Origin of the sequence: Rhodoferax saidenbachensis, assembly GCF_001955715.1 — a bacterium.
GTDB lineage: Bacteria > Pseudomonadota > Gammaproteobacteria > Burkholderiales > Burkholderiaceae_C > Allorhodoferax > Allorhodoferax saidenbachensis.
Genome location: NZ_CP019239.1, coordinates 1861311 through 1876028, shown reverse-complemented (window position 1 = coordinate 1876028; position 14718 = coordinate 1861311). Strand labels below are relative to the sequence as shown.

Below are 14718 nucleotides of genomic sequence, written 5' to 3'. Positions count from 1 at the left end.
CCTGAATGGTCTTAGCGTGCGCTCAGCGCCACCAGCTCTGCACGGGTGGCGGCGGCTATTTCGCGTTCCCGCTTGCGTGTCTGGCGCGCCACCCAGATGCTGTAGCCCACGATCACGATAGTCACCGTGACGATCAGCAGGGTTGCCGCGGCGTAAATGGTCGGGTTGATACCGCGGCGCGCGTACCCAAAAATCACCTGGGGCAAGGTGCTGACACCCGGACCCGAGAGAAATTCGGAGATCACCACATCATCAAACGACAGCGTGAACGACAGCAGGAAAGCCGCCAGAATGGCCTGCGCAATATTCGGCAGCGTCACCAGAAAGAACACCTGCATGGGCCGTGCGCCCAGGTCCATTGCGGCTTCTTCAATAGAGCGGTTCATTTCCAGCAGGCGCGACTGGATCACCACCATGCCATAGGCCATGCCCAACAGCGTGTGCCCCAGGATGATGGTGAGCATGCCGCGCTCCGGCCAGCCAAACAGGTTTTGCACGCCCACCATGAGCAGCAGCAAAGACAACCCGATCACCACCTCCGGCATCACCAACGGCGCGTTGACCATGCCTGAAAAGATGGTACGCCCCAGAAAGCGCCGGTAACGCACCAGCACAAAGGCGGCAAAGGTGCCCAGCACCGCAGACAACACACCGGTCACAGCGGCCACCTTCAGAGATAGCCAGAAGCCCTCCACAATTTTGGTGTCGCGGGTCAGCGCGTCGTACCAGCGCAGGGAGAAGCCTGTGAAATTGGCGTCCTGGCGCGTGCTGTTGAACGAGAACAGCATCATGAACAGCAGCGGCGTGTAGAGGAAGGCAAACACCAGCACCATCCATGCCTTGCCAAAGTGTTTTTCAAGCAGTTGTTTCATGGCGTGCTCTTACTTCTTGGCGTCCGCAGGGTCGCCGGTGTAGTGGTAGTAAATGGCTAGCGGAACAATGATCAGACCGATCATGATGACGGCCAGCGCCGTGGCACGGGGCCAGTTGTTGCTGGTGAACATTTCGTCCCAGACTACGCGGCCAATCATCACGTTCTCTGGCCCGCCCAGCAGAGAGGGGATCACGAACTCACCCAGCGCCGGAATAAACACCAGCATGAAGCCCGCCACAATGCCGGCTTTGGACAGCGGCACAGTGACCAGCCAGAACGCCTTGAACGGTGAGGTGCCCAGGTCGTAGGCCGCTTCCAGCAGGCGGAAATCCATCTTCACCAGGTTGGCGTACAGCGGCAGCACCATGAACGGCAGGTACACATAGGTCATGCCCACCAACATGGACACATTGGTGTAGAGCATCTGTATGGGCTCGCTGGTGATGCCCAGCGCCATCAGCAACTGGTTGATGACGCCCTGGTCCGCGAGGATGCCCTTCCAGGCATAGACCCGCAACAGGAACGATGTCCAGAACGGCAACATCACCATCATCAACAACGCGGGGCGCACACTGGGTTTGGAGCGTGCAATGAAATAGGCGAACGGATAACCAATCGCCAGGCACAGCACGGCCGTACAGAAGGCGTACCACAGTGAACGCAGGTAGGCCTCGATATACAGGGTGCGAAACAACACACCATCCTCACCCGTGCGCACAATGGACCAGTAGTTTTCGTACTTGAGGTGCACCACACCGGTGGTGCTATCCCACAGCGGTTTGAACGGTGAGATGTCACTGCCCATGTCTACAAAGCTGATGTAGAGCAGGATCAGAAACGGCAGAAAGAAAAAGAAAAACAGCCAGACATAGGGAACACCTATGACAAAGCGCCGGCCAGGGGTGAAGGGAGAGGTACGGAACATGGTGGCTCCCTGGATCAATCCCGCAGCACGATGCCGGAGTGGTCACCCCACCAGAAAAACACATCGTCTTCCCAGGTGATGTCACTCAGGTCACGTCGCGACGTGTTCGCTTCGGTAATTTTCACCTTGGTGCCATCGGTGGCGGCCACGATATAGGTGTTGTAAGAGCCGAAATAGGCAATTTCCTTGACCTTGCCGGTGAAGACATTGAAATCCACCGCAGGTCGGGTCTTGCTGATCTCCATTTTTTCGGGTCGTACGGCAATCGCCAACGGCATGTTGAGCGAACCACTGACACCGTGGCCCACCTGGATTTCACCGATGCCTGTGGTCGCCGCGCAGCGGTCTGGCTCGTCCACACTCAGGTGGCCGTTGAACAAATTGACGTTGCCAATGAAGTCTGCCACGAAGCGGTTCTTGGGGTGTTCATACACATCTTCGGGCGTGCCCACCTGCAGGACGCGCCCCTTGCTCATCACTGCAATGCGATTGGCCATGGTCATGGCTTCTTCCTGGTCATGGGTCACCATGACACAGGTCACGCCGACCTGCTCAATGATGTTGACCAGCTCAAACTGGGTTTGCTCGCGCAGCTTCTTGTCCAGTGCACCCAGCGGTTCATCCAGCAACAAAAGCTTGGGTTTCTTGGCCAGGCTACGGGCCAACGCCACACGCTGCTGTTGGCCGCCCGACAGCTGGTGGGGCTTGCGCTTGGCATAGGCACCCAGTTGCACCAGGTCCAGCATTTCGTTTACACGTTGCTTGATCTGCTCACGTGGCAGGCCTTCGCGCTTGAGCCCAAAAGCCACGTTCTCCCAGATATCGAGGTGGGGAAACAGCGCATAGGACTGGAACATCATGTTGATCGGACGCTCATACGGCGGCAGCTTGGCGACGTCCTGGCCACCCAGCAAAATGCGGCCCGAGGTGGGTGACTCAAAACCCGCCAACATGCGCAGCAGCGTGGATTTGCCACAGCCCGAACTACCCAGCAGTGCAAAAATTTCGCCCTGCGCAATGGACAGAGACACCTCGTCCACGGCTACGGCCTCGTCAAAACGTTTGACCAGTTTCTCTGTCACCAAGTAACCCGATTTGTCTGACTGTGAGGTCATGCAGAACGCTCCGATGCGATATTCAGATAACAAAAAGGGCTGTTCATACGGCGTGTACAAACAGCCCCGGTAGCACTAGGCAGTGCGCTTACTTGCCTTTTTTGAAGGCGTTGTAGGCATTGGCGATGGCTTCGCGTCCTTCGTTGGTGAACTTGCCAGGTTGAATCATCTTGGCAGCGAACTCGGCATCCACAAAGATCGTCTTGTTGCCGGAAATTTCAGGCTTGATCTTTTCCAGCGCGGCCTTGTTGCCGGTGGGGTAGTTCATTTCGTTGGACATCTGGGCACCGTTTTCGGCGCGCAGGTAGAACTCCAGGAACGCATGCGCATTGTTGGGGTGCTTGGCATCCTTGGTGATGGCCATGGTGTCAAAGAAAATCAGGCCGCCGGTGGTAGGCAACAGGGCTTCGATCACGTCCTTGGAGCCGTTTTCCTTGGCACGACCCGCAGCGATATTGATGTCACCAGACCAGCCAACCACTGCGCAAGCCTTGCCGCCAGCAATGTCGTCAATCATGGTGGAACTGAACAGGCGAATGTCCTTGCGCACTTTGGCCAGCATGTCAGTTGCAGCCTTGTAGTCAGCAGGATCATTGGAGTACGCGTCCTTGCCCACATAGTGCAATGCGGCAGGCAGGATTTCTGTCGGGGAATCCAGGTACGCAATACCGCAGGACTTCAGCTTGCTGGTGTATTCCGGTTTGAAGACCAAGTCCCACGCGTTTTCAGGCAGGGGCATCTTGCCCAGGGCCTTCTCAACCTTGGTGCGGTTGATACCCACGGTGGTGAAGCCCCAAGCCCACGGAATCAGGTGTTTGTTGCCAGGGTCAGCCTTGGTCAGGGCAGCCATGATGGCGGGGTCCAGATTGCCATAGGTCTTGATCTTGGCTTTGTCCAGCGGCTGGAAGAAACCTGCTTCGGTTTGTGCAGGGCTGAACGAGGTGCCAGGAACCACGATGTCGTAACCCGTGTTGCCCGCCACCAGCTTGGCGTTCAATGCTTCGTTGGTCTCAAAGGTGTCGTAGTTGACCTTGATGCCGGACTCTTTCTCGAAGGCTGCAATCATGCCCTCTGGCACGTAGTCGGGCCAGTTGTAGATATTGAGAACCTTCTCTTCGGCCGGTGCTGCAGGCGCAGCGGCCACAGGGGCGGCTGCTGGCGCTGCCGCAGGCGCTTCTTCTTTCTTGCCACAACCAGCCAAAACGATTGCCGACAAGGCAAACGTCCAAAGGTGCTTATTCATGATGCAAATTACTCCAAAAAGACGGTTTGAAAGTGAGACCAGACCAGATTATTGCTAGCAATAAATGGACCAAAAATGATTATAGAAGCGCTTAAACCAGCCCTTTGGCCTTCAGTTCCACCAGCGTCTTGTCCAACGCCATGTGGATCAAATCCATCAACGCATCAATGTCCGCATGGGTCATCACCAGGGGGGGCGCAATGATCATGCGGTCGCCCACCGCACGCATGATCAGCCCGTTGTTGAAGCAGTGCGCACGGCAGACCATACCCACCGCGTCTTCTTCCTTGAACCGCTCTTTGGTTTGTTTGTTTTTAACCAGCACCAGTCCGCCGACAAAACCGCAGGTTTCAGCAGCCCCCACCAGGGGATGGGCATTGAGCTCTGCATAACGCTTGGCAAAGTAGGCACCCAGCTCGCCCCGCACACCTTCCACCAGGTGCTCGCGCTCCATGATTTCGATATTGGCCAGTGCCACCGCGCAGGCCACCGGGTGGCCGCTGTAGGTGTAGCCGTGGTTGAACTCTCCGCCCTTCTCTATCAGCACTTCGGCCACACGGTTGCCGACCATGACGCCGCCCAGCGGGATGTACCCGCTGGTAATGCCCTTGGCAAAGGTCACTAGGTCGGGCTTGTAGCCAAATTTCTCGTAGCCAAACCAGTGGCCCAGGCGGCCAAAGGCGCAGATCACCTCGTCGCTGATCAGCAGGATGCCGTATTTATCCACAATGCGCTGGATCTCGGGCCAGTAGGTCGAGGGCGGAATGATCACGCCACCGGCACCCTGCACCGGCTCGGCAATAAATGCCGCAACCTTGTCCACGCCAACCGCCAGGATTTTTTCTTCCAGCCAACCTGCCGCACGCACGCCAAACTCTTCTGCCGTTTCACCAGGCTTGCCGTTTTCAAAGTAATACGGCTGCTCGATGTGGGTGATATTTGGGATGGGCAGGTCGCCCTGCGCGTGCATGCCACTCATACCGCCCAATGACGCACCGGCCATGGTGCTGCCGTGGTAGGCGTTGTTGCGGCTGATGATGACCTTGCGCTCGGGCTGACCCAGCAAGTCCCAATAGCGACGCACCATGCGCACATTGGAGTCATTGCTCTCACTTCCGCTGGAGGAATAGAAAACGTGTTTGAAGCTGCGGTCCCCAACCTTGGGGGCCAGGCTGGCCAGCTTGGCCGCCAGTTGCACTGCAGGCACGTTGGTGGTCTGGAAGAAGCTGTTGTAGTACGGCAGCGCCATCATCTGCTGGTAGGCCGCGTCAGCGAGTTCCTTGCGCCCGTAACCCACATTCACGCACCACAGGCCGCTCATGGCGTCCAGCATGCGTTTGCCTTCGGAGTCCCAGACGTAAACGCCTTCGGCCTTGGTAATCACGCGCGCGCCGCGGTCGTTCAGATCCTTGAAATCGGTAAAGGGGTGCAGAAAATGGGCGCTGTCCAGTGCCTGGATCAGCTTGGTATCGACGACGGTGTTCATGTTGAATGGCCTTGTAACTTGAGATGCATGTTTAGACGTGGAGCAGCAGGTGCTCGCGCTCCCACGGAGAAATCACTTTCATGAACTCGTCGAACTCCAGCTCCTTGATCTCGGAGTAGACAGTGATGAATTCCTTGCCCAGCACTTCGTGCAGGTCCGACTCCTTGCGCAGCCAGTCCAGCGCCTCGCCCAGGCTGCGGGGCAATGAGTAGGCCGTCAGGTAGGCATCGCCTTTCATCTCGGGCTTGGGCTTGATCTTGTTCTTGATGCCCAGGTAGCCGCAAGCCAGCGTCATGGCCATTGCCACATAGGGGTTGGCATCTGCACCAATCACGCGGTTCTCCACACGGCGTGCGGCAGGAGACGAAATCGGTGAACGAATACCCACCGTGCGGTTGTCATAACCCCATTCGATGTTGATGGGGGCCGCCGTGTTGCGCGACAGGCGGCGGTAGCTGTTCACATACGGCGCCACCAGCACCATGGCCGCAGGAATGTAGCGCTGCAATCCACCGATGTAGTGCATGAACATTTCAGACGGCGTGCCATCTTCGTTACTGAACACGTTCTTACCGGTCGCCACATCCAGCAAACTCTGGTGCACATGCATGGCGCTGCCAGGTTCACCGGCAATCGGCTTGGCCATGAAGGTCGCATACATGTCATGGCGCAAGGCTGCTTCACGCACAGTTCGCTTGAAGAAGAACACTTCATCGGCCAGGCCCAGTGGCTGGGCGTGGAAGAAGTTGATTTCCATCTGGCCCGCACCCACTTCGTGAATCAAGGTGTCGACATTGAGCTCCATCTTGTCGCTGTAATCGTAGATTTCTTCGAACAAGGGATCGAATTCGTTCACCGCATCAATACTGTAGGCTTGGCGCGAAGTTTCGGCACGGCCACTGCGGCCCACCGGTGGGCGCAACAAGGTGTTGGGATCGGTGTTTCGGGCCGTGAGGTAAAACTCCAGCTCAGGGGCCACGATGGGTTGCAGACCTTCTGCGGCAAACAGCTCACACACCTTGCGCAACACGCTGCGCGGAGCAAAAGGCACGAGCTTTCCATCATGGTCAAAACAGTCATGGATCACCTGCGCCGTCGGGTCGGTCGCCCACGGCACGATACGTACCGAGGAGGGATCGGGGCGCAGTTGCATATCCTTGTCGGTCGGGTCGATGACGTCGTAGTACGGACCGCTTTCAGGAAACTCACCCGTCACTCCCATGGCCACAATGGCCTGGGGCAAACGCATGCCACGGTCTTCAGTGAACTTGGCACGGGGCAAAATTTTCCCGCGGGCCACACCGGTCAAGTCGGGGACCAGGCACTCCACCTCGGTCACGCGGCGCTCGTTAAGCCATTGCTCCAGGTCGTTGAAATTCATGGTTTTGTTTTCGCTCATAAGGCACTCCTGCTGCGCGTGGCAGCCTACTGTCTACTTTGCTGATTTCGGTGTTCGTTGCGTGCGCGGCAGGCGTCTCCAAAGGCCTGAAACAGAGCCGTATAGAAAGGATTTTCAGCCGTGCGCCACTCGGGATGCCACTGCACCGCATAGGCAAATGCCCTAGCGCCCTGCACTTCAAAAGCTTCCACCAATCCATCCGGCGCATGCGCCAGAGCACGCAAGCCCTGTGCCAAACGGCCAATGCCCTGACCATGCAATGAATTAACCTGCGCGGTTTCTGCACCGGCCCATTGCGCCAGTGCCGAACCGGCCACCAGGCTTACGGTATGGCGCGGTGCATATTGTTCGGAATACGGTGCGTCTTTGGGCTCGCGGTGGTCCATCATGCCCGGTACATCCTGCACCGCCTGTAACAGCGAGCCTCCGAGGGCAACATTGATTTCCTGAAAGCCGCGGCACACGCCCAGCAATGGCACGGCCTGTTCCAAACAGGCCTTGACCAGGTCCAGGGTCAGCGCATCGCGTTGCGGGTCCAGCGGCAGACTCGCGTTGGCAACGGCTTCATTGAAATGCGAAGGGTGCACATTGGAAGGAGAGCCCGTCAGCATGACACCGTCGACCAGCTCCAGCAGCTCTGCAATCTGGCTGGCCTGGGCCAGTGGAAACATGACGGGTTGTGCCCCTGCATTCTCTTTCACAGCCCTGGCGTATTTGTCGCCCAGAACCAGAAAGGGCATGGTGTGGTCGTCACGCCCGAGCAGGCGGTGATCGGCAGGCAGCCAGACCAGTGATGGCGGCTTTTTCATGGGAATCTCCGTATTCTTTGAAGCATTGTCAGGCAGAATTGGATTGACAGAGGAGCCATTTGTTCCAAGTGTATGGTGCCAGTTGCACCTCGCTTGTATTCGTGCATCACCCCTCTGAAATTCCGGACATTTATGCTTTCAGAACTTCTGCTGACCGAGATGGTGCGTCTGCACCAGCAAGACAACATGCCGCTGCATCGGCAGTTATACGAAGCCCTGCGCCGCGCCATTCTGGATGGCAAGCTGGCAGCAGGCGACCGCCTTCCCTCCAGCCGCGAATTGACCCAGGACCTGAACCTGTCACGCAACACCGTGGTGGCCGCACTGAACCAGCTGTGTGTGGAGGGTTACATGAGCAGCCGCGTGGGCAGTGGCACCTATGTCAATGACAACGTGCCCAAAGCCCGCCCACGCGTACGCACCCACCACACGCCACGCCAGCTCACCGGCTTGTCGAAACGGGGCACCGCACTGTCGAGCACCTTTTGCGCCACCGAACTGGAGATACAGCCATTCACCCCCGGCATTGCGGACTTCAGCGCCTTTCCCGTGGCCCTGTGGCAGCGCCTGCAAAACAAACACTGGCGCATGACCTACCCCGAGATGCTGGACTACAGCTCGTCCGGCGGCCACACGCCCTTGCGCCGCGCCGTGGCGGACTACCTGCGTGTGTTCCGCAGCGTGCCGGTGGAGGTGGACCAGGTCATCATCACCAGCGGCACCCAGCAGTCACTGGAGCTCTGCACCCAGTTGCTAGCCGACCATGGCGATACCGTGTGGCTGGAAGACCCGGCCTACTGGGGCGCAGTCAAGGCCTTCATGGCGACGGGCCTGCAGCTGCACCCGGTAAGCGTAGACCAACACGGCATTGCCCCCACGCCGGCGGACGAGAAAAAACCACCTAGGGTGATCTACACCACCCCCTCACACCAGTACCCCACAGGTGCCGTCATGTCGCTGGCACGGCGACAACAAATACTGTCCATCGCACGCACGCACAAGGCTTGGGTACTGGAGGACGACTACGACAGCGAATTCCGCTTCAGCGGCCCACCGATCTCTTCACTCGCCGGTCTGGACCAGGACGAACGGGTGCTCTACATGGGCTCGTTTTCCAAGGTCTTGTACCCCGGCCTGAAGCTGGGTTATCTGGTGGTGCCCAAGCGTCTGGTCGCGGCGTTCAAACAAGCGCATTACGACCTGAACCGCCCTGGCCAAATGCCCCTGCAGGCGGCGCTGGCGGAGTTTATTGAACTGGGACATTTCGCGAGCGCTTTGCGCCGGGCCCGGCAGAGTTATGCCGAGCGCAGGCGCTGTCTGCTGGAGGCGCTGCAACCGTGCCTCGGTGAACAGGCGCAGATCACCGGAGCGGAACAGGGCCTGCATTTGTGTTTGCGCTTGCCCAACACGTTTGACGACAAGGCGCTAGCGCAGCGCCTGGGAACGGCGGGATTGGTGGTGCGAGCGCTGTCCGCGTATTGCTTGCACCGGCGTGATGCCAAAGGGCTGGTGATTGGTTATGGGTATGCGCCGCTGGAAGAGATCAAGCGGCATGGGCCGGTGTTGGCGAAGATGTTGAGGGCGGAGTTGCGGAAGGGGCGGTAAGTTTTTTTGTTTTGCTCCGGCTAGATGATTTGTCTTTTTGGCAGGCCGGGTTTCGGCCCGGCGGCCGCCTCACTTTTCTTGCTTCGCCAAGAAAAGTAAGCAAAAGAAGGCGAGCCGGATTCGTCGGCCCTTCGCTTCGCTACGGGCACGCTGCGTTGCTCGGTTTGGGCGGGGTCTGGCTCGAACTCGCCTTCGGCTCAAACAATCGCCAGCCCTGATCCGCCCAAACCTGCGCTACTCGCCTCCTCATTACGGCGCAAACCAAGTAGCCGAAGACCAAACACCCGGGTACCAAATACCGAACTTCGTCCGCGCTGCGCGCGGACGGGTATTCATCTCTCTTAGCCGAGCGCAGCGATGGCCTGTATTCCCCCAATCCCTTCTGGCTGCGCCGAGGAGCGCAGGGTTCAGTGGATCAGGGCTGGCGATTGTTTGAGGCGATAGCCGAGTTCGAGCCAGACCCCACTGAACCCGAGCACCGCAGGTTGCCCCGGAGCGAAGCGCAGGGGTCGCAGACAGTAGGGTCGCCTTTTCTTTGGTGACTTTCTTTTGGCGAAGCAAAAGAAAGTTACTGCGCTGTCGGGCGCACATCCCGACACGCAAAAAAAACCAACAGCATCACCAGGAAGAAACAGAGCCCGAGAGACTTACAACCTATCTCGCAATGCGTGATAAACCATTCCCAAGACCAGACTGGGCGTACGCAACAACGCACCTCCCGGAAACTTGCGGTGTTTCAATTGAGCAAACACATCAAACCGTTCCGCCTGCCCAGCCACCGCCTGCGCCACCATCTGCCCCGCAAGCCCTGTCAGCGCCAGTCCATGACCACTGAACCCCTGCAAGTAATACAGGTTGTCCCCCAGCCGCCCAAAGTCCGGCGCCCGGTTCATGCTGATATCCACAAAACCGCCCCAGACGAAATCGATAGGCACATCCTTCAAGGCCGGAAACACCTGCGCCATGCGCTTGGCCATGATCGCTTGCAACTGGGCGGGAGTGCGTGTGGAGTAGCTCACCCGTCCACCAAACAGCATGCGGTGATCAGCACTGAAGCGGAAATAGTCGAGGATGAAATTGTTGTCGCACACCGCGGCATTGCTGGGGATCAACCTTGCCTGCAACTCAGGTGCGATGGGGGCTGTGCCAATGATGTAGGTCCCCACTGGCATGATGCGCGGCGCAATGTCAGGCGCCACGCGAGGGCCATATTCGCCCAACGTGCAATTGCCCGCCAGCACACCAAACTGTGCCGTGATAGAGCCCTTGCCAGTGACCGCAGTCAGCCGCGTGCCTCTGCGTAAATCCACCACAGGTGAACGCTCAAAAATCTGCACACCCAGACTGCGCGCCGCACGCGCCAGACCCAGGCCGTACTTCAGCGGATGCAGATGGCCGGAGCGATTCTCGTAGGCAGACGCGCAGTACATCGGACTTTGGATATGGCGCTGCACGTCCGCACCGGTGGCGAACTCGGTGGCAAAACCATAGTCGCGTTCGGTGGCACGCATGTCGGCCTCCAGCGCTCGCGCCTTGCGTGCTGAGTCAGCCACATACAGGTAGCCCTTGACCTGGTCGCACTCAATTCCGAATTTCGCAATGCGTTCGTCAATCAGGTCCAGCGCCTCGATCGACATGTCCCAGGCCTGGCGTGCACGCGCTGCGCCCAGTTGCTGTTCGAACGGTTCCTGCCCGCTGGCGTACCCCACGATGGCCTGGCCGCCGTTGCGCCCCGAGGCGCCGCTGCAGATGCGGTCGGCCTCCAGCACCACCACCTTGTAGCCGCGCTGCGCTAGCTCGATCGCGGAAGACAGACCGGCAAAGCCTGCACCCACCACCAGCACGTCCGCACTTACCTCGCCTTGCAAAGGCGGCAAGGCGGGTTCGCGCTCTACGCTGGCTTCGTAATAACTCTTCTGGTTGAGCTGGGTATCGGAGTCAAGCAACATGGTGTGCCCCGTTCAAGCAGCAGCCTTGGCGATCTGGCCGCACAGGTAGGTCCAGACGAAGGTGGCTGCGGCGTTACTGGTCAGTTCGGCGTGGTCGTAGGCGGGCGCCACTTCCACACAGTCCATGCCGATGAAGTTCAGCGGTGCGAGCTCTTCGAGGAAGGTCAGCACCTGAGAGCTGCTCATGCCACCGGGCTCAGGCGTTCCGGTGCCAGGTGCAAAGGCCGGGTCCAGGCAGTCAATATCCAGCGTGAGGTAACAGGGCCGGTTGCCCAGACGTGCCTTGATCTCCGTCACCATGGCGTACAGCCCGGCACCATCCTTGCCACGCAAATCACGTGCGGTGTAGATCAGGCCGCCCTGGTCTTTCACATACTCGCGGGCTTCGCGCGTACCGCTGGAGCGCAAGCCGATCTGCACCGTGTGCTGGCGGCTCACCAGGCCCTCCTGAATCGCCTCATACGTCCAGGTGCCGTGGCCCGAGGGCTCGCCGAAATGGTCTCCCCAGGTATCGCAGTGCGCGTCAAAGTGAATCAGCGCGAGTTCACCATAGCGGGCCTTGGCAGCGCGCAACAAAGGCAGCGTTACCGAATGGTCGCCACCGATGAAGACGCAGTGGTGCGCCGCCATCAGGGCCGTTGCCTGGCGCTCAATCTCGGCGCGCACGGTGGTCAACGGCGACGCGTTGGGCAGGCGCATGTCGGCCGCGTCGCCCAAACTACCGAGCGGCGTGACCTGGAACACCGGGTGCAGGCCGTCGCACAGCATCAGCGAGGCGCGACGGATTTCCTGCGGACCAAAACGTGCGCCGGGCCGGTTGGTCACCGCGCCGTCAAACGGGACACCCATCAGGGCGTAGGGCTGGTCCTGCAGCGCAGGGCATGCAAGGAAGCGGTTGCTGTTGTTCGCGTATGCAAATTCACCGATGGCCATGGCACTCTTTCAATAGGAATCCGGGACGGTACCGCATTCTCCCGCCGCGGCTGGGGCCACTTGGCTGCAAAAGCATGGTGTAGGCTCGCTTCTTTTGTTTTCGCAACCCGCCCCGTCCTTCATGCTCCCATCGCACGCTGCTGCCTCCGTCCATCCTCCGCGCTGGATCGCCTACTTCTTTCTGGCTCTGAGCATGTCCCTGGTGGGCAGCTACGTCGCCCTGTCCAAACCGCTGGTCGCGGCGCTACCGGTGTTTCTTCTGGCCTGGCTGCGTTTTGGCATAGGCGGTCTGGCCATGCTGCACTGGCTCAAGCGTCCGGAAGAGGAAGTCCCCATGACACGGGCGACCAAAGGCTGGGTGTTTCTGGAGTCGCTGTTGGGCAACTTCCTGTTCTCCATCTGCATGCTGTTTGGCGTGAGCATGACCAGCGCGGTGTCAGCCGGAGTGATCATGGCGAGCATTCCTGCCGTCGTGGCGTTGATGAGCTGGGCCTTTCTGCGCGAACGCATTGGCCTGCGCATTTGGGCGGCGGTGGCCTGTAGTGCGCTGGGTATTGGCCTGCTGGCGCTATCAAAACAAGAGCTGCCTGCGCAATCCGGACAAGGGCTGGAGGCCGATTTGGCACATAACAAGGCGCTGCTGGGTAATCTGCTGGTGTTCGGCGCTGTACTGTGTGAGGCGGCCTACGCCGTGATCGGCAAGAAGCTCACCGGCGCCCTGTCACCCAAACGCATCACTGCGCTGATCAACCTGTGGGGCTTTGCACTCATGACCCCCATGGGGCTGTGGGTGGCTTGGCGTTTTGACTTTGCCGCAGTGCACGTGGGCTCCTGGGTGCTGCTGGTGTTCTACGCACTGGCGGCCAGCGTCTGGACGGTCTGGTTGTGGATGACCGGCCTGAAAACCGTACCTGCTGCGCGTGCCGGTGTGTTCACCGTGATGTTGCCCATCTCGGCCGCGCTGGTCGGCGTGTTGGTGCTGGGCGAACCTTTGGGTGGCATGCAGTTGCTGGCCTTCGCCATCGCCCTCTTGGGTGTGGTGCTGGCCACTCTGCCCAATAGAGCAGCCCCCACGCTCCCTCACTCCGTGTAGTCGCTGCCCCCTCCCCGAGGGGGCCAATTTGCCTTGGGGCGGCCCGCGGCAACTTTCACATCACTACACCAGCGGCTTAGCGCTGACCACGATGCCGTCTTCATCGGCATACAGCCAATCGCCGGGGCGGACCCACACGCCCTGGATCTGCACAGCCACCTCGGACTGACCCTCGTTGCGCTTCTCGGTGGGCAGTGGCATGGCAGCCAAGGCACGGACACCCACGGCGTGGCCCGCCAACTCGGCGGTATCGCGCACACAACCATCGATCACCACGCCGGCCCAGCCGTTGCGTGCGGCCGCAGCGCCCAGGTTGCCGCCCAGCAGCGCACGGCGCAATGAAGCACCGCCGTCCACCACCAGTACTTTGCCCACAGGCCCTTGCGGCATGTCCAGCGTGCCGGGGGAATCCACCGCCGCCTTGACCAGCGTGTTGTCCTCAAAACACTTCACCGTCACCACCGGGCCGCTGAATTTGCGCACCTGCCCATAGTCCTTGAACACGGGTGGCAGCACCCGAAAATCGCCCGAAGTGTCGTTCTTGTGGGCATCACACAGGTCACAGGTGGCGAAGGGACTGGACATCTCGGGGGCTCCTTTTCGTTCAATAGACCTATTCTCCAATGAAAAAAACAACATCTCCGAGTGAAAAAAGCAATTTCCCGCTTGGAAAGGCGCTTTTTCTCCAGTAGCATGCGCCTTACCAGCGAAGAAGCAGTTTTTCTGCTGGTGATTAATCAACTTCTAGAAGGACAATCAATCATGGCAACTGCAAAAAAACCGGCTGCAAAAAAAGCCGCTCCCGCAAAGAAGGCTGCACCAGCGAAGAAAGCTGCACCAGCTAAAAAAGTAGTAGCGAAGAAAGCTGCTCCCGCCAAGAAAGCCGCTCCCGCTAAAAAGGTAGTGGCCAAGAAGGCTCCCGCGAAGAAGGTAGCCGCCAAGAAGGCTCCTGCCAAGAAGCGCACTGTGAACGCCGCATTCATGAAGGCTTTGACTCCCAGCGCCGCTCTGGCTGCGATCGTGGGCTCCACGCCTCTGCCACGTACTGAAGTGGTCAGCAAGCTGTGGGCTTACATCAAGAAGAACAAGCTGCAAGACGCAGTCAACAAGCGCATGATCAACGCCGATGCCAAGCTGAAGGAAATCTTCGGCAAGATGCAAGTGTCGATGTTTGAGATGGCTGGCCTGATTGGCAAGCACCTCAAGTAATCGCCAACAGCGTTGCGAACAAAAAAGGCCGGATCAACCCGGCCTTTTTTTGTTGGTAACATCCACGACTTTTTTGCC

Annotated in this window: 13 protein-coding genes; 3 read left to right on the top strand and 10 right to left on the bottom strand. The window is 59.1% G+C overall.

The window, feature by feature from the left end:
* Positions 1-11: 11 nt before the first annotated feature.
* From RS694_RS08965 to RS694_RS08935, 7 genes are all read right to left on the bottom strand, one after another.
* Positions 12-872, bottom strand: coding sequence for an ABC transporter permease (locus tag RS694_RS08965; protein ID WP_029707673.1), 861 nt, complete (start codon positions 870-872; stop codon positions 12-14).
* Between the two features lie 9 nt (positions 873-881).
* Positions 882-1799 (bottom strand): ABC transporter permease, encoded by a 918-nt coding sequence (locus tag RS694_RS08960; RefSeq protein ID WP_029707674.1) that lies wholly within the window; start codon positions 1797-1799, stop codon positions 882-884.
* 14 nt (positions 1800-1813) lie between these two features.
* Positions 1814-2914, bottom strand: a complete 1101-nt coding sequence (locus tag RS694_RS08955) for an ABC transporter ATP-binding protein (RefSeq protein WP_029707675.1) — start codon at positions 2912-2914, stop codon at positions 1814-1816.
* Positions 2915-3002: 88 nt separating this feature from the next.
* A complete protein-coding gene (locus RS694_RS08950) occupies positions 3003-4157 on the bottom strand; it encodes an extracellular solute-binding protein (RefSeq protein ID WP_029707676.1) in 1155 nt (384 codons plus the stop codon).
* A gap of 91 nt (positions 4158-4248) precedes the next feature.
* Positions 4249-5643 carry an aspartate aminotransferase family protein gene (locus RS694_RS08945; RefSeq protein ID WP_029707678.1) on the bottom strand — a complete coding sequence of 465 codons (1395 nt, stop codon included), beginning with the start codon at positions 5641-5643 and terminating at the stop codon, positions 4249-4251.
* A 31-nt stretch (positions 5644-5674) separates the two neighbouring features.
* A complete protein-coding gene (locus RS694_RS08940) occupies positions 5675-7042 on the bottom strand; it encodes a glutamine synthetase family protein (protein ID WP_029707679.1) in 1368 nt (455 codons plus the stop codon).
* A 26-nt stretch (positions 7043-7068) separates the two neighbouring features.
* Entirely contained in the window at positions 7069-7851 is a 783-nt protein-coding gene (locus tag RS694_RS08935; RefSeq protein WP_029707680.1) for a gamma-glutamyl-gamma-aminobutyrate hydrolase family protein, read from the bottom strand.
* Positions 7852-7983: 132 nt separating this feature from the next.
* On the opposite strand from RS694_RS08935, the gene pdxR reads away from it, so the two are divergent.
* Positions 7984-9456 carry a MocR-like pyridoxine biosynthesis transcription factor PdxR gene (pdxR, locus tag RS694_RS08930; RefSeq protein ID WP_029707681.1) on the top strand — a complete coding sequence of 491 codons (1473 nt, stop codon included), beginning with the start codon at positions 7984-7986 and terminating at the stop codon, positions 9454-9456.
* A gap of 647 nt (positions 9457-10103) precedes the next feature.
* On the opposite strand, the gene RS694_RS08925 is transcribed toward pdxR, so the two are convergent.
* Together RS694_RS08925 and speB are read right to left on the bottom strand one after the other, a co-directional pair.
* Positions 10104-11405, bottom strand: a complete 1302-nt coding sequence (locus tag RS694_RS08925; protein WP_029707683.1) for an NAD(P)/FAD-dependent oxidoreductase — start codon at positions 11403-11405, stop codon at positions 10104-10106.
* 12 nt (positions 11406-11417) lie between these two features.
* Positions 11418-12338, bottom strand: coding sequence for an agmatinase (gene speB / locus RS694_RS08920; RefSeq protein WP_029707684.1), 921 nt, complete (start codon positions 12336-12338; stop codon positions 11418-11420).
* Positions 12339-12459: 121 nt separating this feature from the next.
* Here speB and RS694_RS08915 point away from each other — a divergent pair, with 121 nt between their 5' ends.
* Positions 12460-13431, top strand: coding sequence for a DMT family transporter (locus RS694_RS08915; RefSeq protein ID WP_029707685.1), 972 nt, complete (start codon positions 12460-12462; stop codon positions 13429-13431).
* Between the two features lie 63 nt (positions 13432-13494).
* Here the strand turns inward: RS694_RS08915 and rraA are convergent, their stop codons facing one another.
* Entirely contained in the window at positions 13495-14016 is a 522-nt protein-coding gene (rraA, locus tag RS694_RS08910; RefSeq protein WP_029707687.1) for a ribonuclease E activity regulator RraA, read from the bottom strand.
* A gap of 177 nt (positions 14017-14193) precedes the next feature.
* Between rraA and RS694_RS08905 the strand changes: the two genes are divergently transcribed.
* Entirely contained in the window at positions 14194-14640 is a 447-nt protein-coding gene (locus RS694_RS08905; RefSeq protein WP_029707688.1) for an SWIB/MDM2 domain-containing protein, read from the top strand.
* Positions 14641-14718: the final 78 nt, after the last annotated feature.

What these genes read in the sequence shown, in the direction of transcription:
- rraA (WP_029707687.1), bottom strand. Translation starts at nt 14,016, where the DNA reads ATGTCCAGTCCCTTCGCCACCTGTGACCTGTGTGATGCCCACAAGAAC.
- RS694_RS08945 (WP_029707678.1), bottom strand. Translation starts at nt 5,643, where the DNA reads ATGAACACCGTCGTCGATACCAAGCTGATCCAGGCACTGGACAGCGCC.
- RS694_RS08925 (WP_029707683.1), bottom strand. Translation starts at nt 11,405, where the DNA reads ATGTTGCTTGACTCCGATACCCAGCTCAACCAGAAGAGTTATTACGAA.
- RS694_RS08935 (WP_029707680.1), bottom strand. Translation starts at nt 7,851, where the DNA reads ATGAAAAAGCCGCCATCACTGGTCTGGCTGCCTGCCGATCACCGCCTG.
- RS694_RS08905 (WP_029707688.1), top strand. Translation starts at nt 14,194, where the DNA reads ATGGCAACTGCAAAAAAACCGGCTGCAAAAAAAGCCGCTCCCGCAAAG.
- pdxR (WP_029707681.1), top strand. Translation starts at nt 7,984, where the DNA reads ATGCTTTCAGAACTTCTGCTGACCGAGATGGTGCGTCTGCACCAGCAA.
- RS694_RS08940 (WP_029707679.1), bottom strand. Translation starts at nt 7,042, where the DNA reads ATGAGCGAAAACAAAACCATGAATTTCAACGACCTGGAGCAATGGCTT.
- RS694_RS08960 (WP_029707674.1), bottom strand. Translation starts at nt 1,799, where the DNA reads ATGTTCCGTACCTCTCCCTTCACCCCTGGCCGGCGCTTTGTCATAGGT.
- RS694_RS08965 (WP_029707673.1), bottom strand. Translation starts at nt 872, where the DNA reads ATGAAACAACTGCTTGAAAAACACTTTGGCAAGGCATGGATGGTGCTG.
- RS694_RS08915 (WP_029707685.1), top strand. Translation starts at nt 12,460, where the DNA reads ATGCTCCCATCGCACGCTGCTGCCTCCGTCCATCCTCCGCGCTGGATC.
- speB (WP_029707684.1), bottom strand. Translation starts at nt 12,338, where the DNA reads ATGGCCATCGGTGAATTTGCATACGCGAACAACAGCAACCGCTTCCTT.
- RS694_RS08955 (WP_029707675.1), bottom strand. Translation starts at nt 2,914, where the DNA reads ATGACCTCACAGTCAGACAAATCGGGTTACTTGGTGACAGAGAAACTG.
- RS694_RS08950 (WP_029707676.1), bottom strand. Translation starts at nt 4,157, where the DNA reads ATGAATAAGCACCTTTGGACGTTTGCCTTGTCGGCAATCGTTTTGGCT.